The sequence below is a fragment of the Xenorhabdus indica genome (assembly GCF_014467235.1).
GTDB classification, from domain to species: Bacteria; Pseudomonadota; Gammaproteobacteria; order Enterobacterales; family Enterobacteriaceae; genus Xenorhabdus; species Xenorhabdus indica.
Map to the genome: position 1 here is coordinate 1 of NZ_NKHP01000022.1, position 21,147 is coordinate 21,147.

The following is a 21,147-nucleotide window of genomic DNA, read 5'->3' on the forward strand; positions in this document are numbered from 1 at the left end:
TTGTGACAGTAACGACAAACCACATCAACTTTAGCCATATCTCACCCATAATAAAAAATGGGAAGTTTATCACAATATCTAATTATTGGGAGCATGACCCGGAGAAGACAAGCGCAGCGCGTCAGTGCAGTTTTATATCTGTCGCATTTCCACTAATTTAAATTCGTTCAATAACCACTGCAATACCTTGCCCTACACCGATACACATTGAACAAACGGCATAACGTTTTTTTGTTCTTATCAGTTGATGGTAAGCAGTGGCAATAAGTCTGGTACCACTGGCACCTAAAGGATGTCCTAAAGCAATTGCCCCTCCGTACCTGTTAACACGCTCATCATTCATATCTATATTGAGAGCTTTCATGACAGACAAACACTGAGCAGCAAAAGCCTCGTTCAATTCAATAATATCAATTTGATCAAGTGTAAGATTAGCTAGCTTTAGAGCTTTATTAATAGCAGGGACAGGGCCTATTCCCATTATTCTTGGCTCTACACCTGCAACAGCTGAAGAAAGTATACGAGCTTTAGGTGACAACTTATTTCTAATGCTTGCATCTTCGTTACTTAAGAGCACAACACTCGCCCCATCATTAATACCAGAAGAATTACCAGCAGTGACTGTTCCACTATCAGTAACTATACTTTTTAATTTACTAAGTGATTCTAAATTTGTTTCACGAGGATGTTCATCACGGGAAAAAACGATGTCTTCACCTTTCTTTTGTGAAATATGAACAGCTATTAGCTCATCATTAAACAGGTTTTGTTCATAAGCTTTGGCAACTTTGTTCTGACTGTGTAAGGCAAAAAAGTCTTGTTCCTCGCGAGAGATACCACACTCTTTTGCAAGATTCTCAGCAGTTTCAGGCATTGTTTCAACACCATAAAGTTTTCGCATAGCAGAGTTGATGAACCGCCATCCCATTGTTGTATCTTCAATTTTCAGATTACGAGAAAATATAGATTCCGCTTTTCCCATAACATAAGGCGCTCTACTCATACTTTCCACGCCCCCTGTAATGATCAAATCTGCTTCACCTGATTTTATTGAACGAAAACCCATAGATACGGCATCAAGGCTTGAACCGCACAAACGATTAATCGTTGTACTGGGTACTGTTGGCGGGAGATTGGCAAGTAATGTAGCCATACGCGCAATATTACGATTATCTTCTCCTGCTTGGTTCGCACACCCAAAAATAACATCATCAATATTTGTTGGATCTATTTCTTTGTTGCGTTTAAGTAGTTCCTTGATTATCAACGCAGCCATATCATCAGGACGCATTGATGAAAGGCTTCCACCATAACGCCCAAATGGTGTACGGATTCCATCACAAATATAAACATCCATAGAGAATTCCCCTATTTTATGTGCATTTGAGTTAACTTTCTGACTGTGTTTGTTTATCTTTAAAAATATTAATTAATGCAACTAAGCTGGCTAGTATTAATCCCAAAACTGATATTCCAAACCATCCATAATTCACACTAACCTCAGAACCAATACGCGTTCCAATAGCGCCACCAATAAAATAAGAACACATAAATACGGTGTTTAAGCGACTACGCGAAGTTTCAGATAAAGATAATGCTCTAAGTTGATTTCCTACCAAAGCTGTTCTTCCTGCAAGATCTAGAAACATAATTCCTAAAATTATTACTAATATATAATATGGTGCAAAGAATAAAGACAAAAATCCTAACATTGCAAAGATCACGCCGAGTAAAACAACAAACTTTGGAGAGTATATATCCGCTAATTTCCCTATTAAAGATGTAGCAAGAATACCAGCAATACCTGTTAATCCCAAACTTCCTACGATATCACTTCCATAATGATAAGGTGGTTGTGCCATTAAAAAGGATAACCCCCCCCACAATGCACTAAAAGCACCAAACATTAAGGCGCCAGAAAAACAAGCAATTCTTAACTTACGTTCTGATACAAAATATTTCAATAAAGATTTAAGCAAGGTGAAATATGGAATAACTTGTTCGGAAGGTTTATTAATAGGTAATAATTTTGGAAGTATTACAATCAAGATAACATCTAAACTCATTGCTATAACATACATACTTCGCCAACCAAGATACTCACCTACAAATCCGGATAAAAATCTACCGAATAAAACACCAGTCATAAGACCTGACACAACAATCCCTACAGCTTTTCCTCGCTGTTCTTCAGGTGCAATCAATGAAACCATTGGAATAACAATTTGGGCACTAACAGATGTCATACCTATTAAAATATTAATCAGTAGTAGCTGTTCAACATTTTGTGATTGAGATGCTAATAGTGAGGATAGCGCATTAATACTTAAAAGAATGTACAACAGTTTCCGTCGTACCATTCGATCACCAAGCGGTACAAAAAGGACAAGACCTGCTGCATATGCTAATTGAACAACCATAGCAATTGAACCAGCTTTTTCCTCTTCAATACTAAAATCTTTTGCAAATAAACCAAGTAAAGGTTGATTATAATAGATATTTGCTACAGATAATGCGCATAGGAAGGATAATGCAAGATAATGACTTTTTTTCATAATGTGATTAATTCCAGTTATTATAAATAGACCATAAAAATGATATAAGGGTAGCTTCATTCCTCACAGAAAAGAAACCTACCCCTATTAACCTTAATATTTCACTATTATGAAAAAGTATTTAGCATAGGTACAGGTAAAAAATCTTCCTTTTGTAAATACTTCAAATAAGTATCAAGTAAATCATAACGAAGATTTGGTAATTTATAATCTATCAAACTCGTGGCTTCTTTTGTTTTTTCATAATGAAATTTATCTATTTCCCGTCCAAAACGTAGTATTTTATCATGAGAACCGTCTACACCATATAGTGGCAAGAAGCGATAAAGAGAATTGTTTTCACCACTGTCTAATAATTTTTTTTGCCATTTATAGAAATTTAATAATTTTAGACTAAATCCGCGATTGTTTAGCCAAGTAATAATATCTTCCCAGCTAATTAACCCATTGTAATTAAATAAATTAAGCACATTACCAGTTTCAGTCATATATTTAGGTAATGCCATAATAGAAACGGTATAGTCGATAGGCGTAAAATTAATAATACGTGGTAAAATGGGAGCATAACCTAGTTGAATACAGCTTTTAATGAAAAGCATAAATTGGTTGTCTGCAAAAATAGCTGCACCCGTTTTACTATGACCTGAAATATATCCCAAACGAAATAAATTAGCTTTCCCACCTATTTCTGTGAATTTTCCCAACAGGCGTTCAGCTTCCCATTTTGAAATTAAATATCCCATATCTGAATTCAGAATTGTACTCCCTGGAAAATCTTCAACATAATAACCATATTCATCAATTCTAGATGCAGATCCAAGTGTAGAAACAAAATTGATAACTTTCATCTTACCAGTGTTAGCAATATTAATCATGTCATTTAAGCTATCAACATTAGGAGCTTTCAATACTTCATATGGACGTATATGATTTACTCGTGCCGCAATATGGTAGATAACATCTACTTCACTACATAATTCTTTATAATCTGAATTATTAATACCACTCCTAGGTAAGGTAATATCCCCTTCAATAATCTTGACGTTTTTAGCTAATTTTAGCCGATGAATACCATCTAGAGAAAATTTCTTATATGCCTCCTCTATACGATGCGTTTTATTTTCCTGATCAATGTTTCTGCATAATAAATAAATGTCCCCTATATCTTTATTTTGCAACAAAACATCCAAAAGGTGTACACCAACAAAACCTGTAGCACCAGTTAATAAAACATTAGGTTTTACTTTTCCCATGTTAATCACCTTGGTTATATGTTTCGTATGTTTAAATTAGGATTGAAGTGTTTTTATTATGCTAAATAATAAATCATATTTAGCATTATCAGAAAATAATAATACATCTTTTTAGGTATTTTTATGTTGTATTTTTGTTATACTTTCAATAATAAAGTCATCGAATGGTGACTATTTATAGGATTTATTAAAATGGATTGAAAATATAATAAGTATAAATAATCTTCATGTACTACAGATAAACCAAAAGTAGTCTTTCTTCAATGGAAGATGATTTAATATGGTAAGCATACTCTGACTGTGAAATATCAATTTAAAATTATATCTACAACCTGATATAAATATAATTTAGCATCTATTTACTATCTTTCAAGTTTCATTTTTATTATCTATGAAACTTATTGTTCAAATAAGAATATATCTTGGATTAGCATGGCAATCTCAACTACTCAAAAGGGCAGTTAGTTTCAGAAGTAATACTTTCAGACGCCCTGCTAACCCGTGATTTTATCATAAAAAAATTTGACTCTACTCGACCTAATAGATAATGTGTTAACTTGTAGCTAAAAAGATCCTATCGCCTACAAGGATCACCTAATGGGTGGCGAACGAAATTAGAGATAATAGACTTTATAAATTCAACAGGTTATAATTTTTTTCGATTCCGCCTCTGGCACCAAGTTTCCATACGGGTTTGTCCCAGGTTGTTAAATTTCCTGACAAAAACGCAAAAAAGAATCAATCGTTAATTAAATGTTAAATCCTAATCAGTTCAATTTGTACTGTTTAGTTGAAAAGAACATTTAAGACAAGATAACAGGGTAGCTATTTTAACAGTTACCTTTTCTCGTTTAAGGTAATGATTTCATTAATTGATTCTGATGCCAAGTAAGGGAAAAACTTTACGGGACAGGGGATCGAAATTAGCCATTTTTTTCATCGCATCGCTATTGATGCAGGGCAGTTCACTCACACCTCCACCTCAATCCCGTCTGAGACCTGCCCTGTCTTTTTTACGCCGTTTTATTCATTCTCATCGGCATACTCATCAACAAAATCAGTATACAACCCCAGTTCCCGCTCCAGCGCTTTACCCGTCACTTCCATATCAAGATCAATGTATTCCATCGTGGTTGCCACATTACGGTGTCCCAGTAATCGTTTCACCAGCGGTAGATTACGATCCGGCGATTTCATCAGGGTCGTGGCCAACGTATGACGAAAACGGTGAGGCGAGACCGCAAAATCACACTCTTTGGACAGCCGGCGAAAGAAAGAACGGAACTGTTGTTTTTCCCGGTTGATATCGTATTGGTAACGGGAAAGCCGGCTTGGGTGTGGGACACTCAACCGACTGAGATCGAAAATCGGATCGTGGGCTTTCGCACCGGCAGCGATTGCCCTGTCCACTAATCTTGTCAGCCGGCGTTTAAGCGGCGGAATAATCGGTATTTCCCATTCACAGTGGTTTTTACTGCCTTCCAGCCCCAGTTCAATATAATTGCTGTCCAGATTGATATCCCGCAATCGCAGGTGCAGTAACTGGTTCTGACGCATTCCTGTAAAACGCAATATCGCCAGCACCGTTGACCAATACCAGGTCGGATACAGGGCACAACGCCCTCCCCGTGGGGGCATCTCGATGCTTTCTTCCTCAGCAAACTTGCCCATCAACAAATTAATGCGGGTTATCTGCGATTTGCTCAAAATCTTCTTCTTTTTCTTCTCTTTTTTAGTCACGGCGTTGTTAAACGGGTTTTCGGTATGAGGCAGCAGTTTTCGCTCTATACCGAAATTAAAAATCGCCGCAGGTGAGCCACCTTATTATTCCAGGTATGGCTCGACTGCTTTTTTTCCACCAGAAGGTCGCGCCGCCACCGCAGCATATCCCGGTGAATAACCTGTGCCGGTGATGCGGCTTCTCCCATAAACCGGATAAAACCCCGTGTGACCTTGCGGTAACTCCATTCGGTATCCGGTCTCAGGATATGTGAAAAAAAGTACTCTTCTAATAATTCGTCCCAACTGAGGGTGTCTACGGTGTGCAACATATTATTTTTTCCTCGGCTCATCCTGCCGTTTCCTGTCCAAAAACAATTCGCGGCAATAAAATATAAATAACCCTTTAAATTATTTATCTTTAAATGATGAATACAGGTGACTGTCAGGGGCAATACTTTCTTTCTCCCGTCCCGGCCGTTTGGTCAGTTTCGAGTCGGCGTGGTGACTTTTTCCCTGATTTTGCGGCGAGGATGCATCCGGTGACTGAAATAAGGCTAATAAAGTCAGGGTATCGTCAGACACAGATGGCAGAGGTATTGTGATTTCACTGACAAAAGGCGTGGATGCCATTTCCGGTACCGGGTAGCCTTCGGCAGAGAAAGCTTCCTCCTTCGCCGAAGACTGAGAAACTTCCTGTTTTATCCATAAAGGAGAATGAACCTGTCCGGCGGCCTTTTGAAGCAATGTGTCTATCAACGGGACGGTGGAGGGACGTCCGTTGAGATGCTGCATCAGACAGTGCCAGACCTCCGGTACAGTCACCAGCCACATCATGGCTTTTTCCGGTAACAGACAGGCAGCCAGCAACACTTCCTGTGGAGCCGATGGTATATTCTCCGGTGCGCGAAAACGGAAACGAAACGGTTTGTCGGGGATACCGATGCCCGGTTGTCAGACACGCCCGTCTTCCAGTTCCCCTTCGAGCTGCCGCAACAACGGCAGGTGGTAAAACAACGCCGCTCAAAACACCACTGCTTGCCATAAGACCCCCTGTGCTGCCTGCGTTTCCGGCGCCACACCCGGCGGCAACAAATGTCCCTTCGCTAACCGCACGGCACAGGTGGTAAAATAAAAGCATGACCGCCATGACCGACATAACACCGGAAGACGCCTATCTGACTGTTTTCGACCCGCCCGGCGGTGCCGCTATATTGGCGTTGGACGCCGGCAGAATGGGTGCCCTTTTTGATAAATACGACTGTAGTATTAGGTTCATCAGGTGCGGAATTCATTGAGGCGCGGGCATTCATGCCCACCGTGACGCCGGATAGATTTAAGCAAACCCAAACTTCATCAAAAATTAGTGTTGCAAAAACGAGGGTGGCCATAGATTTCATGTGTGCCGGGCATGTCCGACAGCTTGGGGGTGAGAGTCCCCTGTCCAACCTGATGGTGGCGAAGGACTAGCGAAACGCAAGGGCGTTACCGCGAGGTGGGGTCTGGAGGAAGCGTGTAGCAAAACCATGACCTGACGAACAGGAACCTGATACAAGGCAAGTATTACCTATAATGACAATATTTACTGTGTAAGAAGTATTAATTCACAAATGGAGCTATTGGTTTACCTTATCTCTCAGTTTTTTGGGCCACCTATCGCTAAAGTTATTGAGAAACATTTTATGCATGAAGTGTCCGACTTCCAATCAGAACCATTTTTTCAAGTGGGAGGTAGCACACAATTTGATGAAGTGGTCTCAATAGCCCAAAGTTATATTAAGCAGAATATAACATTGCATATCACCATTAAAGACATTGCCAGTTATGTTGGGGGATCAGAAAGTACTTTGGCCCGTAATTTCAGAGCACAAGTCGGAGTTTCTCCCCATAAATATATGCTTAATTACCGTTTATTAACAGCAAAGCAGTTATTGAAAGATAATAACCTGAATTTATTGCATGTCGCACAGTTAGTAGGATTCAGGGATCCCCACTATTTCAGTAAGTTGTTTGAACAACATTTTGCGCTGACTCCGATAGTCTACCGTAATCTGGTAAAAGCAAAGGCGTTCCATACCTGATAATTTCATGCCTGATAATTTCATGATTGATAATTGAAATCTATGTCTCAATATTCCGATTTCCTAACCCAAGTCCCCGTAAGCCAATTGCATTTAACTTAGCGATGGTGAAACGGTTTTTCCAATTCTTTTCATAATGTTCCGGAGCAAAGTCTGGTGGAGAAGCGCCATGTTCAAGGGCTTCAGTCACTTGACGGGCATAGGCCAGATTTCTATTACACAATGGTGCAGCGGGAATATACATTACATTTCCCCAGCCTTGTTGATTTTCTACAGGAGCAACTGAATGGATAAGATCACAGTGCCACCAGACAGAATCACCAGCCTGCAAAGCCGGGATACTGCATAACCCACGAACAAGGTGAGGGTGCCATTGCTCTGATATAGGAAGTGCTTTGCCGGGAACTACACCACATAGTTCATCTTCGGGCACATCATTCAGTAGTGGGCGTAACAGAATATAGGCTATTGCTTCAGGAACGGGCACAACATGCAGAAGTCCCTGACCAATCAACATATCAGACAGCGCAGTCCAGCCCTGAAATGTTCTAAAAACAGAACATCTCGTTGTGCTATTGAATTCATGTACATCAGGACGATAGGCAGCATCCCAAGGATCGTATTCTGTAAACTGGTTAGTAAAGATTTTTCTGAACACGTTTTGATAATCTGGTTGTAACCAGCGTTCCAAAGCCCCAGAATCTGTGTGAGCCCCCAGACCCTTAGATGTCGTACCCGGTGGTCTGCGGCGAATACGATCGGGGTAAATCATGCTGACGTCAGGATCAAACCATTTCACTCCATCCGATTCAAATTTCCATAAGTGATTCAGAAAAGACTGTACCAGCGCAATTTCTTCGCTTTGTCTGGCTTGCATTTGTGCATGAGACCAGTAAATGGGATAAATTTCCGGCCGGGATGCTTTAAGACTGCCAAAATAATTATCCTTTGGTCCCTGATAGAAGCGTTCAAATTTATTGATATTGAGGTAATCAAGCATGGACTGATCCCATGCGATTGCCTGATCCTGTGGGAAATTTTGCCTGACGACCAAGCAGCCACGGCGCTTAATTTTTTGTATGATTTCCTCTGTTACTCTGCCTTCTGCCGCATCACGCCAATGTATCTCAGGCCAGACGTTACCCATGTTTTTTTCATCTTCTTTGGCTGCGGTTAATTCTTTTTCTATTTTGTCACATACTTGGGAGAAGAGAGTTTCAACATCTCCGATTTGCTCACGCAGAATTTGTTTCATCTGGCGAATTCTTTTGCGGTAATCATCAGGAAAGCTGGTGCTGGTAAAAGAAGTATCCATAGTAATCTCTGTTTATGAATGGGTTTTATATTTGGACAGAAATTAATCTACCTCCGATTTATAATATATCAACAAAGTTTTAGTCAATTTGTGGAAAAAAACTTCTAAATTAAAAACAAAAATTGTTTTTAATTAATATCATTGAAGTAATATTTTGATTTTAAACATAAAAACCAGAATAAAATGCTTACTCTGTCAATGTATAGGGCAAGCATTTCGTCTAACTTACAGACCATTAACCGACAGGATTATAGTAAATTGGTGAACCGGGGCCGACAGGTAAACCAAAAACAAAGACCCAAACATAGAAGAACAGTGACCAACCTACCATAAATACCAGGGAGTAAGGCAACATCATAGAAATCATAGTACCGATACCGGCATCCCTTTTGTATTTCACCGTTATCGCCATAATCAGCCCGAAGTAGGTCATCATTGGAGTGATGATATTGGTTACAGAATCACCGATACGATAAGCTGCCTGAATAGTCTCCGGAGCATAACCTGCCAACATCAGCATGGGGACAAATATTGGTGCAGTAACCGCCCATTGTGCAGACGCTGATCCAATCATCAAATTGATAAAAGCACAAATCAGGATAAACCCGATAAATAACAGACCGCCGTGCAGATTAATTTCATTCAGGAAATTCGCCCCTTTTACGGCAATAATTTGACCGATATTAGTCCAGCCAAAGAAAGCGACAAATTGAGAGGCAAAGAAAATAATAACCAGATATAAGCCCAAATTGCTCATGGACTGTGCCATAGCATCGACCACATCGTTGTTGGATTTCATTGACTTGGTGACATAACCGTAGACAATGCCCGGTATAGAAAAAAAGAGGAAAATAAAAACTACGATAGATTTCAGGAATGGAGAATTGCTGACTAATCCGGTTTCCTGATTACGTAAGATGCTGTTTTCTGGTACAACACTCAGTGCCAAAATCACACCAAGTACAGCAAACGTTATTGAGGCTGCTATAAGAGCTTTCTTTTCCAGAGCGGTTAATGCGGCGGAGTTTATTAACGTATTTTCATCTTCATCCAGCGTACTATTTGTATATGGACCTAATTGTGGCTCAACAATTTTTTCAGTCACATAGTAGCCAAGAATGGAAATCAGAAAAGTACTGGCAAACATGAAATACCAGTTAGCTTCAGCACCAACAATATAGGATGGGTCAATGAGTTGTGCTGCTTGTTGAGTGATCCCGGAAAGCAGAGGGTCGATAGTACCCAATAATAAATTGGCTGAATAACCACCAGATACCCCGGCAAATGCTGCCGCCAGTCCTGCAAGTGGATGACGACCGAGAGAATGGAAGATAATGGCAGCCAATGGAATAAGTACTACATAACCTAATTCTGCGGCAGTATTTGACATAATACCGGCGAATACAATTGCCAATGTCGTTAATTTTCTGGGAGCCTTCATGACGACCAGACGCATTAACGCAGATAATAACCCTGAACGCTCTGCAATGCCGACGCCAAGCAGAGCAACCAGAACTGTTCCTAATGGTGCAAAACCGGTAAAGTTTGTCACTAAGTTAGAGAGGATTTTACGAATTCCATCTGCATCAAGCAGGCTGACGATATGGATCACTCCATCTTCAGCCCGACCTTTTGCTCCTTCTGGGCGGGGGTCAATAGCTGTAATGTCAAAATATTGTCCGATTGCTGAAGAGACCAATAAAACAGCGATCAGGATCATAAAAAGAATAACAGGATGAGGTAAAGCGTTTCCCAACCATTCAATTGTTCGCAGAAAGCGACTTCCGTTTTGTTTTCTAGTTAACATAGTTTCTCCTTCTGATACAGAGCAACGGAAGTTACATAATGTTTTGAGTTTTTACCATATCGTAAATAATGAGATAATAGCTGGATTATGAGGCAGTTTTTTATTCTTTTTTTTATGTTTTTCTTTTTTTATCAAAAAGTTGATGTTATTGATTTTAATTTTTCTATGGGAAAATCATTAAAGGTAAGAGTAATAATATATTTTAAAAATTCGTGCTATGTGGCATTTTTTATGTGAATACAAGAATCATAATTTATTATTCTGCTATTATTTTTATACATATTACCTATCTTATTTATTATCTGGATATTCGTGACAATATAATCACTGCCTCTGATTATAGTCTGTATCTTCACCTGTTATTTTCTGGACTAAGTTATACCGATCACCGTTACCTTAAGTACAATCAATTGATGATCAAATCTACGATACAACTATAATGCGTGAATACGTGTTCTTTCCATGTTCGTCATGTGCCGGACAATTTACATTCACTTTTTATGTCAAAAAAAGAGGAATTCTATGAAATCGCGCGCCGCCGTTGCTTTTGGCCCAAGCAGACCTCTCGAACTTGTTGAAATTGACGTAGCACCACCGAAAGCCGGTGAAGTCATGATAAAAATCAGCCACACAGGTGTTTGCCATACTGATGCTTTCACGCTTTCAGGAGATGACCCTGAAGGGAGATTTCCTGTTGTTCTCGGGCATGAAGGAGCTGGTGTAGTGATTGAGATCGGTGAAGGTGTAACCAGCGTAAAGCCCGGTGATCATGTCATACCGTTATATACGGCTGAATGTGGCAAATGTGAATTTTGTCAATCCGGTAAAACGAACCTGTGTATTGCCGTTCGCGATACACAAGGAAAAGGCTTAATGCCCGACGGTACAACTCGTTTTTCTTACAATGGACAACCTGTTTATCACTACATGGGATGTTCTACATTCAGTGAATACACAGTAGTTGCTGAAGTCTCTCTGGCAAAAATCAATTCGGAAGCCAATCATGAACATGTTTGCTTATTAGGCTGTGGCGTCACGACGGGTATCGGAGCTGTGCATAATACTGCCAAAGTTCAACCGGGGGACTCTGTAGCAGTTTTCGGTCTGGGTGGAATTGGGCTTGCCGTGATCCAGGGAGCTCGTCAGGCTAAGGCCGGACGTATTATTGCTATTGATACCAATCCAGATAAGTTTGAGCTAGCCAAACAATTCGGTGCCACTGACTGCATTAACCCCAATGATCACGACAAACCGATTCAACAGGTTATTCTGGATATGACAAAATGGGGAGTTGACCACTCTTTCGAATGTATTGGTAACGTCAATGTGATGCGTGCAGCCCTCGAAAGTGCACATCGTGGTTGGGGACAATCAGTCATTATCGGTGTTGCTGGTGCCGGACAGGAAATTTCTACTCGTCCATTCCAGCTTGTTACCGGGCGAACATGGAAAGGAACGGCTTTCGGCGGAGTTAAAGGGCGTAGTCAGTTACCGGGAATGGTGGAAGATGCGATAAAAGGGAAAATTGAACTTGAACCTTTCGTAACCCATAAAATGCCATTAGAAAACATTAATGAGGCCTTTGATCTGATGTACGAAGGCAAATCTATTCGGACAGTGATTCATTATTAATTGAACGACTATTACAGGAACAGCCAAATATAAACTCCATAAGATATAAACCATATAGTTGAAGAACCTGAACCTACAATCTTAGAGAGAAAAACCATGGAAAGAATTGAACATCGTGCCTGTTTTGGCGGATGGCAAGAGGTCTATCAACATAGATCTAATTCACTGAATTGTCAGATGAAATTTTCAATTTTTCTACCACCTCAGATTAAAGAAAAGAAATTACCTGTATTGTACTGGCTCTCTGGCTTAACCTGTACTGAGCAGAATTTCATTACAAAAGCCGGAGCCCAACGCTACGCAACTGAACATGGTGTTGTTATTGTCGCTCCGGATACCAGCCCTCGGGGGAATGATATCGCTGATGCCCCTTCTTATGATCTTGGAAAAGGAGCAGGGTTTTATCTCAACGCATTACAACAACCCTGGGAACCACACTACCGTATGTACGATTATGTGGTTTCTGAGTTGCCTGAATTGGTTGAAACATACTTTGCTGTCACTGGTGTGCGGGCAATCAGTGGGCACTCTATGGGTGGACATGGCGCGATGGTCATTGCGCTGAGAAATCCGCAACGTTATTGCAGTGTATCAGCGTTTTCTCCTATTGTTGCACCAAGTCAGATTCCTTGGGGGGAAAAGGCTTTTTCCAACTATCTTGGAGAAGACAGGTCGCTCTGGAAACAGTATGACACAGTAGAATTGATCAAAAATGCAAAAGCAACAGAACAACTTTCAATTTTGATTGATCAAGGAACTGATGATGAGTTTCTGGATAACCAATTATGTACCCATTTATTGCAGGATATTTGTGATGAAACAAGTTACCCTGTGACAATAAATTTTCGTCCTAATTATGACCATAGCTACTATTTTATTGCTAGTTTTATTGGCGAACATATCGCTTATCATGCAAAAGCAATGCAAGAATATGCTAAAAAGCAGTAATTTTTAAAATAAAATCCTATATCGCAATTATTTTTTACTAATTATGTGTATTAGCTCAAACTTGAGCTGCCCCCTTTCCTCTTCAATCAAGGCATGACTATGCTGTCAATCCGTTGGCAGCATATGAGTATTTTCGTGCTTAACAATGTCAATAAAAGAATGGCATGAACTTCATTTACTGTTTTTCATCCATCTTTTCACCTATTTTTATAGCCCTAATTCACTGAGCCCAGGATGGTTATCTGGTCGGCGTCCTAAAGGCCAATGGAACTTACGTTCAGCTTCATTAATAGGGATATCATTAATGCTTGCAAAACGGTTAATCATCATACCGTTTTCATCAAATTCCCAATTCTCGTTACCATATGAACGAAACCAATTTCCTGAACCATCATGCCATTCATAGGCATATCTTACAGCAATTCTGTTTCCCTCCACTGCCCATAACTCTTTAATCAAGCGGTAATCCTGCTCTTTTCTCCATTTTTGGATGAGTAATTCTTCTGCTTCATTCCGGCCATTTACGAACTCTGTTCTATTTCGCCATTTGGTGTCTTTGCTATATGCCAGAACAACTTTGGCTGCATCACGTGTATTCCAACTATCTTCAGCAATACGGACTTTCTGCATTGCAGTTTCATCAGTAAATGGCGGGATGGGGATTCTTTTTTCAACGGATTCAGGCATATCTTCTCCAGAATATTTAATATGTTATGGAAAGAAATTAATAAATTTATCACTCTCTTTTACATCAGCCGCAGTAAATGGATTATTCCACTTTTTAGATTGATAACCTGCAATAAAGCTCAATAGGTATGATACCATGTGTACAATCTTGTACACACAAATAAATGTACAGATCTGTACACGCAAAAACAACCTTAGATTTATCCTGAAAACTAACTTTTATAGAACTAGATTGAATAAATAATAAGAAAATATTATGAGTAAAAAAGAACACATCCTGGATATTGCCGAGTCTCTATTTAATAAATTTGGTTACAACGCTGTTGGTGTTGATTTGATAAGAGATCAGGCGAATGTATCAAAAACCTCTATGTACCGTTATTTTGGTTCCAAAAATAAGCTGATCGAAGGAGTCCTATTCAGACGACATCAGAGGTTTGAGAAAGAACTCAGTATTGTTGTGTCTTCAACTGAAGGAACTGAAAACAAGCTCAATGCCATCCTGAATTGGCATTTTTCATGGTTTGCTACAGAAGATTTTCAAGGTTGCCTGTTTATGCATGCTTTAGCTGAATTCAAAGGCCACAATGAAACTATCGTTAAACAAGCACAACAGCACAAAACTTGGTTAAAGTCACTGCTATTATCAGTTTTCTTAACAGTCTCAAAAGATACGGAATCCAAAGCAGAAGCATTGATAACATTTATTGAGGGAATGATAGTTAGAGCTGAATTCGGTGAGGTTGCAGGTCATGAAGAGCGCTATCGCACAATGGCTTACCGCTTGATTTAAGATGTGAAATTTGCTCATAAAATTGAGGTTATTCAGTCTCTTAACCAACATGGCTGACTAAGAGACTGATTACCATATCAGAACAAAAAATGTTCTAAGATTACCCTGGTGTTGGGCGAGTCAAAACTAACTATTCAAAATAATGAAAATATTTGTCTACATTAAAGGCAGTGATGATGCACTACCTGATACTCAGACAAAATCTTAATTATAACTTATATTTTTACAGACAAATTAATACACCAGACGAACAGTAAAATCAACAAATAAAAGCTCAAATGTTGATTTTTCTACTCAATATCGACGTCATTATTTGAAACATAAAAAATAAAACATAGTAAAAAATCTCATACTCATTTGATTTTAATAAGTAAACTCAAAATCTGTTGCATTGCCCCGTAAATATAAAAAACAAATGCATCTGATAAAATTTTTTACATAGATGATATGAATATGAAAAGAGCTATTGTATAACTATACGGAAACTGCAGCAGCCTTCTAGTCACGATCTGGCTTCAAGCGCGTACCAGTCAGCAACTATCTTCATTCACATTACAAGATGTTATACAACATAAGATAGGATTTAATCGGGCAAATAGCATGGAGAAAAACTCTCCATGCTACTCATTAATGTGCGGCTTTGACAACCCAATGATTGAATAAATAACGCGAACCGTAAGCGGGGAAAACATTAAATAGTGCAAAGAAAATTTTAATTAATATCTGAATAATCATCATCCCAATAATTTGATTTATTGGAAGTTTTCCGTAGAACGCAACAAAACAGAAAACAAAACTATCAAGAATTGACGCGATAAAAGTACTGAAAAATACCCTTAGTGCTAAAAACCGGGAATTTGTCATGTCTTTTAATTTACACAAGACATATGAGTTGACCAGTTCAGATACCAAGAATGACAACGAGGAAGCAAAAATCGCTGATAAGATATGATTCATCAGAGCATTGTACTGATCATTCAAACCCCAATTGGGAATAGCTGGTAAGCTCGTCGATATACTCAATAATGAGACGATGATCAGGTTAGACGCCAGCGACATATATATTGCTTTTCTTGCTAACCTGAACCCATAAAATTCACTGAGTAAATCAATAACTAAAAAAGAGAATGGGTAAATGAACGTACCCGGAGTAACAATGATATTAAGATATTCGATATAAACAGGCTTGGCTGCTGCTATATTGCTGAAAGTATAGAAAATTGTCAGTAATAAAGCGAGAAGTGAATAAACAACCCAAGACTTTTCATTTCGTTCTTCAATTTCATAGATTGAGGGAGAATCTGGAAAGCTGGAATATATCTTCCGATAGAGTGATTTTGTTTCGTGACTATCAAAATCATCCGCTATTTCACTCTTTTCTAGCTCCTTTACATTAATCCTTAAAACTTTTCCTGTTGATGAAATCAATACATTTGCTGTATTATCCTGACTGTTAAATCCCAGTAATTTATATTTTTTTCCCATACCCAAACCGTTCTTCCATTATATCCCCAATCACTACCGAATCTTCTGCATTTTCAATATGAAACTCGTTGATATGAAACTTTTTCCGTTTTTGATCGAAACATAACTTAGGGTTATCGCTCTGATAATGACCTCTTCTAACTATTAATAAATCACCAGCATTATATTTACCTAAAAAATCATTCTCAAGTAAAATGGCGACGATATTAGGACCAAAACCAAAATAATAAGTCAGCTCTCTTCCAACAATTAAGGAGCCAATTTTACTTTCAAAGAATTCAGCAGTAACACATTCAGATTGCCTAAACAACGGCACAGCGCTGGGGTTCATATTACCTTCATAAGAAACAATCGCATCAATACGTTCTTTTTCTGCGATATCAATTGTCTCTATTTCACTATACGAAACACCAAAAAAGTTGGATACTTTCTGGATAGTTGAAGAGTGAACACTTTGTACTCTACCATCTAAGATATTGTAGATAGTTGTACGATTAAGCCCGGTCCGATCACAAAGTGATACTCTGCTTTCACCTCTGGAATCAAGTAAATATTGTAAATTTTTTCTCAGGTATTCCATTTTTTGTTTTTTATACATAGCAATGCCTAGAAAGTATTTAATCGGTTCACATAATATCGCATACAAAAAATATTTCTCTTTGAAGCATTACAAAAACCACTTTCGTAAAAAAATATTTATTAATTTAAATATAAAAATATACCAATAAATAGAATTTGTATTTGCTTAAAATAATAAACAATCACATAAATAAAATCAATTACAACAATATCTCATTTTCTTCATAAGAAATAATATTGCCTTTAATGAAATTATCTTCCTGACATTTTATTGATTTTCTTATCAACCCCAGGAAATCATCACAAAGACAACACTCAACCATAATTTATTAATATAGTTGAGTCAATTGAAAAATCAATTATACTTTTCTTCAATAACCTTTAAAAAAACACTGATAAATTTAACATAATTTTCATAAAATGAATATATACCCTATATTTTTAGATGTGAATTTTCTAGGGTTATTTAAAAAACACTTATAAAATTATAATTTTTAAAAAAGAATATTTTATTCTCATATAGTGCTTCATGAGAAAGATTATATACCTAACTCTTGCCTTTCAAAAAGGTCATCATTCAATGAAATCAATCTATCATCTTTTTAACTGTAGCTTTGTTAGAAATCCTTTCATAAGCGATATTACCACTCATGCTCCAAGTAATCCATTCCCTTACTACCGTATTACATCTTGAAATATACAGTATATATAAATAATTAGAAATTTAATTTCATAGAATTGATGAAATTTAAAAATAACCATTGTGCATTATTAGCCTAAGTTTAACTACATTTTCAACACTCTATAAAATTCAAAAATTTTAGATAAAAATATTTAGTTGAGTATTTAATAAATACCTACAGTAATGAGTTATAAAAACATAACTTCTACTCTATATTTAATAGCACCATATATAAATAATATTTTTTATTATTATACTATATTTTTTATTATATATGTCAATTTTAATTTCTACTCGAAAAAACTAGAAAAAATCACACAAGGTTAAAATAACCAAAGGTATTAATTGAAAGTAAATTAATACCACCAGAATATCAATAAGAAATAATTATGATAAATGATAATAAGAAAACAGACAGTCATTATTTCGCAATAAATCCAAAATAAGATATATTCTTATCATTCTGGATGATTACTTCGTCAAAGTAAAAAAGCGTCTATTCATATAAAAAATCTATACATATTTTATTCTGTTCTAATAAGAATACTTACCAGATGACAAATAGATTTTTTTTTGCTAAATAACAGTATGCAATCTAATAAGGTTAGAGGTACAAAATCGCCTACTCATTTGTAAGTATTTTTATATCATCATATGCCTTATAGAAAGTAATCTGTGGTTTTCAGTATTCTATTTTTTCACTACAAACAAAAACAACCAAAATGAAATTACTGAAAACCACCAATAAATTTAATTCAAGTAAAAATAAAGTGATTTATATATGAAATTATTTAAATATTAATATTTATTAGACTTACACATTTTGAAGATAAATGCTGAAGAGAACAGTTTTCTAGATACCTAGAAAAACCTTACATGCTTCCTTTATATCAAAACATAAGTGTAGGTAAATTTCCCTGGTAATGTCCTAACTGACGCTATATTTTTTAATAATATCAAACAGATTGGAACAGAAAGTATTGCGGAACGGCGAATTTCTCACTCTTCTGTCCCTTCAGTTAAATATAAGCATTTTTGATATAAACTTAAACGGGTGAAAAACACTCTTGAAGCAAAGTTTAAAAAATGATAGCAGCTATATTAGGACTTTGATTTCGTCATGAAATAATCAAATAAATAACTATATAGATGAAAAATACATGTTAAAAATAAAACTCCATATTATAAATACTCCAAACTCACAAGATGAAGCATATGTGATCCGAAGTATCTGGGCATATAATAAACAATATACGCCTGTAGATACTCATTCATTATCTCTGAGTATTACTGATGAGTTTAATAAAATTATTGCAGGATTAGTCTCCAGAACTTGGTGGTGCTATCTTGAAATACAAGATCTCTGGGTAAGCGAAAAATATCAACAAAAAGGTTTGAACAAACAGCTATTACTACAAGCTAAAACTTAAGCGTTAAAACGATATTGTCATATGACTTATGTTGATACTTTTTATTTCCAAGCCAAAGGCTTATGGAAAGTTAAGCTATCAGACTTATGGAAAATTAGAAGGGTATACTCATCAATATACCCATTTCTACTTGGCAAAGGATATTTAAAATATCTAACGATGTGGCACATATATGAATTTATCCTTTAAAGATGATGGTTCCTATTTGAAGGGATTGATAGCCATGATGGAACATCTTAGTGAACCTTGGGGTATTAAAGATTTGAATTCACGCCATGTCTATATGAACAAGGCGGCTTATCTATATACAAATACCCCTCTACAATTTGATATAGAAGGAAAGTTTGATAACGAATTCCCTGCTGATTGGGCTGAATTAGCAGGGGATCTCTCTGAGCATGATAAAAGAACGGAAGAAGCACAAGATAGAGTTTCTGTCATAGAAACTCATTATTGGTTCGGCAGAGACTGTCTAACACCTTTCATCAGTGAAAAATTTCCTGTGTATAACGATGATAAAAAGTGTATTTGGATAGTTTGGAATGCCAAGCCACTCAATACATTGTCACCATTACAATATATCAACCAAAAAAAACCTAGCATCCTGACAACCGAAACCAACACAAACCTTTTTACCAAGGCTGAGCTTGATATCATTTTTTTTATGTTGCATAGATTTTCAAATAAGGAAATAGCCAAGATCTACAATGTCAGCCATAAAACGATAGAAAATAGAATATACAGCATCTACCAAAAAGCTAATGTCCATTCTCTCCAACAGTTTGAAGAATTTTGCAAACATTTACATCTAGACAACTACATCCCTGAACGCCTGGTAACAAAAGGCATCCTTTTTATCTGAATTATATCGAAGAATAACTGAATATCATGATTAAAGTTGAAGACTACCCACTTAGCAGAGTACCACAACAACAGCGTCTATCTCTGCTGAGCGTGGCTATCGTCCATATGGGCATGTTAACAGCATTAGATCAGTTTATGCTTGGTGCTGTCCTCGGCAACTCCATGGCACTGACAGATGCATTTATTGTTATTTTTATCGGCAGTCTGCTCTTTGGTATTGTTACTTTTGGGCTTGGCTTTGCAGGTATGCGAGAGGGGCTCTCTGGCAGTCTACTGGCACGATGGTGTGGTTTTGGTCGAATAGGTTCGGTATTAATTGGCCTCATTATTGCTGTCAGTCTATTAGGCTGGTTTGGTATCCAAAATGCTATTTTTGCTAAATCTCTTAACTTCGCTTCCGGGAATAAACTCGGATTTGGTTTATCTGCGGCAATATCCGGCACGTTATTAACGACATTAGTCGCTTTTGGTTTTAGGGCATTACGGTTTACTGCCAGAATTGCTGTACCCATGTTTATTCTTCTGGTTGCTTATATCTCCACCAGCGTATTATTAGGTGATTCAGGCCAACGTTGGTATGAAATTTTAAAGCTGCCTCATTCAGATGAAACTCTGTCTATCAGTGCAGGTATTACAATAGTTGTTGGGGGGGCGATTGTTGCCAGTCTGATGACTCCGGATCTGACTCGCTATACTAAATCAGGAAAACATGTTCTTGGGATCACTTTGCTGACAATTATTGCTGGTGAATTTGTCATTAATGGTCTGGCAATTTTAATCGCGAAAGCATTAAATACGGCTGATGTTGTTACCATTATGTCACAAGCCACAGGTGGTGCAGGCTTATTCGTTGTCGTATGCTCAACATTAAGAGTGAATGATCTGAACTTGTACTCTTCATCATTGGGAATTATTAATGCTGTCGAAGGTATCACCGGTAAAAAATTACACTATCCTCCAACAACGATCATAATTGGAATATTGGGAACTTTGTTTTCCATTCTCGGCATTTTAGACCGATTTGTAGATTTTCTTACTGTACTTGGTGTTGTTTTCCCACCAATATTGGGAGTAATGTTAGTTGATTATTATATTTTGCGCTCTTATCGCAAAGTATTAGATGAAAGTAAGCAGAAAGGTAATCTTCCAGACGAAACTCCAACTATCGGCTGGGCAGCAATATTTGCCAGTATTATCGGTAGTGTTATTGGATTAACTATTGAATGGGGAGTACCGACAATTAATTCATTATTGATGGCAAGTGTAATTTATTGGTTAATTAAATGTACCTTTAAACGCCTCCCATAATGATAACTC

At 37.4% G+C, this 21,147-nt stretch carries 16 protein-coding genes and 3 pseudogenes; 7 read left to right on the forward strand and 12 right to left on the reverse strand.

Annotation, left to right across the window (positions count from 1 at the left end; translation table 11 throughout):
* Window positions 1-157 precede the first annotated feature (157 nt).
* From pcaF to Xind_RS15220, 7 genes and pseudogenes are all read right to left on the reverse strand, one after another.
* Window positions 158-1,357, reverse strand: a complete 1,200-nt coding sequence (pcaF, locus tag Xind_RS15195; RefSeq protein ID WP_047679885.1) for a 3-oxoadipyl-CoA thiolase — start codon at window positions 1,355-1,357, stop codon at window positions 158-160.
* 31 nt (window positions 1,358-1,388) lie between these two features.
* The gene (locus tag Xind_RS15200; RefSeq protein WP_187650412.1) at window positions 1,389-2,555 is read right to left on the reverse strand and encodes an MFS transporter; all 1,167 of its coding nucleotides are present in this window, start codon (window positions 2,553-2,555) and stop codon (window positions 1,389-1,391) included.
* A gap of 107 nt (window positions 2,556-2,662) precedes the next feature.
* Window positions 2,663-3,808: a thioester reductase domain-containing protein gene (locus Xind_RS15205; RefSeq protein ID WP_047679881.1), complete on the reverse strand. Its 1,146-nt coding sequence runs from the start codon at window positions 3,806-3,808 to the stop codon at window positions 2,663-2,665.
* A 1,023-nt stretch (window positions 3,809-4,831) separates the two neighbouring features.
* Window positions 4,832-5,859, reverse strand: a pseudogene (locus tag Xind_RS15210) (tyrosine-type recombinase/integrase).
* A gap of 79 nt (window positions 5,860-5,938) precedes the next feature.
* Window positions 5,939-6,160 (reverse strand): hypothetical protein, encoded by a 222-nt coding sequence (locus tag Xind_RS21775; RefSeq protein WP_231571347.1) that lies wholly within the window; start codon window positions 6,158-6,160, stop codon window positions 5,939-5,941.
* On the reverse strand, window positions 6,135-6,572 hold the full coding sequence (locus Xind_RS21780; protein ID WP_246432569.1) for a hypothetical protein: 438 nt from the start codon (window positions 6,570-6,572) through the stop codon (window positions 6,135-6,137). The genes Xind_RS21775 and Xind_RS21780 overlap by 26 nt, the downstream gene beginning before the upstream one ends.
* An 85-nt stretch (window positions 6,573-6,657) precedes the next feature.
* A pseudogene (locus tag Xind_RS15220) lies at window positions 6,658-6,783 on the reverse strand (transposase); the annotation flags it as partial.
* 354 nt (window positions 6,784-7,137) lie between these two features.
* Between Xind_RS15220 and Xind_RS15225 the strand changes: the two are divergent.
* Window positions 7,138-7,608, forward strand: a complete 471-nt coding sequence (locus Xind_RS15225) for a helix-turn-helix domain-containing protein (RefSeq protein ID WP_187650413.1) — start codon at window positions 7,138-7,140, stop codon at window positions 7,606-7,608.
* 40 nt (window positions 7,609-7,648) lie between these two features.
* Here Xind_RS15225 and Xind_RS15230 read toward each other — a convergent pair whose 3' ends face one another.
* Both Xind_RS15230 and Xind_RS15235 read right to left on the reverse strand, forming a co-directional pair.
* Entirely contained in the window at window positions 7,649-8,923 is a 1,275-nt protein-coding gene (locus Xind_RS15230; protein ID WP_047679879.1) for a DUF1479 domain-containing protein, read from the reverse strand.
* Window positions 8,924-9,158: 235 nt separating this feature from the next.
* Complete coding sequence (locus Xind_RS15235; protein ID WP_047679877.1) at window positions 9,159-10,730, reverse strand: AbgT family transporter; 1,572 nt, start codon at window positions 10,728-10,730, stop codon at window positions 9,159-9,161.
* A gap of 522 nt (window positions 10,731-11,252) precedes the next feature.
* Here Xind_RS15235 and Xind_RS15240 point away from each other — a divergent pair.
* Together Xind_RS15240 and fghA are read left to right on the forward strand one after the other, a co-directional pair.
* Window positions 11,253-12,362 (forward strand): S-(hydroxymethyl)glutathione dehydrogenase/class III alcohol dehydrogenase, encoded by a 1,110-nt coding sequence (locus Xind_RS15240; protein ID WP_047679875.1) that lies wholly within the window; start codon window positions 11,253-11,255, stop codon window positions 12,360-12,362.
* Window positions 12,363-12,458: 96 nt separating this feature from the next.
* Window positions 12,459-13,310, forward strand: coding sequence for an S-formylglutathione hydrolase (fghA, locus tag Xind_RS15245; RefSeq protein ID WP_047679873.1), 852 nt, complete (start codon window positions 12,459-12,461; stop codon window positions 13,308-13,310).
* A 207-nt stretch (window positions 13,311-13,517) separates the two neighbouring features.
* Here the strand turns inward: fghA and Xind_RS15250 are convergent, their stop codons facing one another.
* Window positions 13,518-13,997: a nuclear transport factor 2 family protein gene (locus tag Xind_RS15250; RefSeq protein ID WP_187650414.1), complete on the reverse strand. Its 480-nt coding sequence runs from the start codon at window positions 13,995-13,997 to the stop codon at window positions 13,518-13,520.
* A gap of 256 nt (window positions 13,998-14,253) precedes the next feature.
* On the opposite strand from Xind_RS15250, the gene Xind_RS15255 reads away from it, so the two are divergent.
* Window positions 14,254-14,790, forward strand: coding sequence for a TetR/AcrR family transcriptional regulator (locus tag Xind_RS15255; protein WP_187650415.1), 537 nt, complete (start codon window positions 14,254-14,256; stop codon window positions 14,788-14,790).
* Between the two features lie 627 nt (window positions 14,791-15,417).
* On the opposite strand, the gene Xind_RS15260 is transcribed toward Xind_RS15255, so the two are convergent.
* Together Xind_RS15260 and Xind_RS15265 are read right to left on the reverse strand one after the other, a co-directional pair.
* Window positions 15,418-16,275: a queuosine precursor transporter gene (locus Xind_RS15260; protein WP_047679867.1), complete on the reverse strand. Its 858-nt coding sequence runs from the start codon at window positions 16,273-16,275 to the stop codon at window positions 15,418-15,420.
* Window positions 16,259-16,873, reverse strand: coding sequence for a helix-turn-helix domain-containing protein (locus Xind_RS15265; protein WP_187650416.1), 615 nt, complete (start codon window positions 16,871-16,873; stop codon window positions 16,259-16,261). Before Xind_RS15265 ends, Xind_RS15260 begins: the two co-directional genes overlap by 17 nt.
* A gap of 1,832 nt (window positions 16,874-18,705) precedes the next feature.
* On the opposite strand from Xind_RS15265, the pseudogene Xind_RS15270 reads away from it, so the two are divergent.
* From Xind_RS15270 to Xind_RS15280, 3 genes and pseudogenes are all read left to right on the forward strand, one after another.
* A pseudogene (locus Xind_RS15270) lies at window positions 18,706-19,114 on the forward strand (GNAT family N-acetyltransferase).
* 24 nt (window positions 19,115-19,138) lie between these two features.
* On the forward strand, window positions 19,139-19,828 hold the full coding sequence (locus tag Xind_RS15275) for a helix-turn-helix transcriptional regulator (protein ID WP_187650417.1): 690 nt from the start codon (window positions 19,139-19,141) through the stop codon (window positions 19,826-19,828).
* 26 nt (window positions 19,829-19,854) lie between these two features.
* Window positions 19,855-21,138: a cytosine permease gene (locus Xind_RS15280; RefSeq protein ID WP_187650418.1), complete on the forward strand. Its 1,284-nt coding sequence runs from the start codon at window positions 19,855-19,857 to the stop codon at window positions 21,136-21,138.
* The last annotated feature ends 9 nt before the right edge of the window (window positions 21,139-21,147 follow it).

Coding starts and splice junctions, on each gene's coding strand:
- pcaF (WP_047679885.1), bottom strand. CDS start 1,357: ATGGATGTTTATATTTGTGATGGAATCCGTACACCATTTGGGCGTTAT.
- Xind_RS15200 (WP_187650412.1), bottom strand. CDS start 2,555: ATGAAAAAAAGTCATTATCTTGCATTATCCTTCCTATGCGCATTATCT.
- Xind_RS15205 (WP_047679881.1), bottom strand. CDS start 3,808: ATGGGAAAAGTAAAACCTAATGTTTTATTAACTGGTGCTACAGGTTTT.
- Xind_RS21775 (WP_231571347.1), bottom strand. CDS start 6,160: ATGGCATCCACGCCTTTTGTCAGTGAAATCACAATACCTCTGCCATCT.
- Xind_RS21780 (WP_246432569.1), bottom strand. CDS start 6,572: ATGGCAAGCAGTGGTGTTTTGAGCGGCGTTGTTTTACCACCTGCCGTT.
- Xind_RS15225 (WP_187650413.1), top strand. CDS start 7,138: ATGGAGCTATTGGTTTACCTTATCTCTCAGTTTTTTGGGCCACCTATC.
- Xind_RS15230 (WP_047679879.1), bottom strand. CDS start 8,923: ATGGATACTTCTTTTACCAGCACCAGCTTTCCTGATGATTACCGCAAA.
- Xind_RS15235 (WP_047679877.1), bottom strand. CDS start 10,730: ATGTTAACTAGAAAACAAAACGGAAGTCGCTTTCTGCGAACAATTGAA.
- Xind_RS15240 (WP_047679875.1), top strand. CDS start 11,253: ATGAAATCGCGCGCCGCCGTTGCTTTTGGCCCAAGCAGACCTCTCGAA.
- fghA (WP_047679873.1), top strand. CDS start 12,459: ATGGAAAGAATTGAACATCGTGCCTGTTTTGGCGGATGGCAAGAGGTC.
- Xind_RS15250 (WP_187650414.1), bottom strand. CDS start 13,997: ATGCCTGAATCCGTTGAAAAAAGAATCCCCATCCCGCCATTTACTGAT.
- Xind_RS15255 (WP_187650415.1), top strand. CDS start 14,254: ATGAGTAAAAAAGAACACATCCTGGATATTGCCGAGTCTCTATTTAAT.
- Xind_RS15260 (WP_047679867.1), bottom strand. CDS start 16,275: ATGGGAAAAAAATATAAATTACTGGGATTTAACAGTCAGGATAATACA.
- Xind_RS15265 (WP_187650416.1), bottom strand. CDS start 16,873: ATGTATAAAAAACAAAAAATGGAATACCTGAGAAAAAATTTACAATAT.
- Xind_RS15275 (WP_187650417.1), top strand. CDS start 19,139: ATGAATTTATCCTTTAAAGATGATGGTTCCTATTTGAAGGGATTGATA.
- Xind_RS15280 (WP_187650418.1), top strand. CDS start 19,855: ATGATTAAAGTTGAAGACTACCCACTTAGCAGAGTACCACAACAACAG.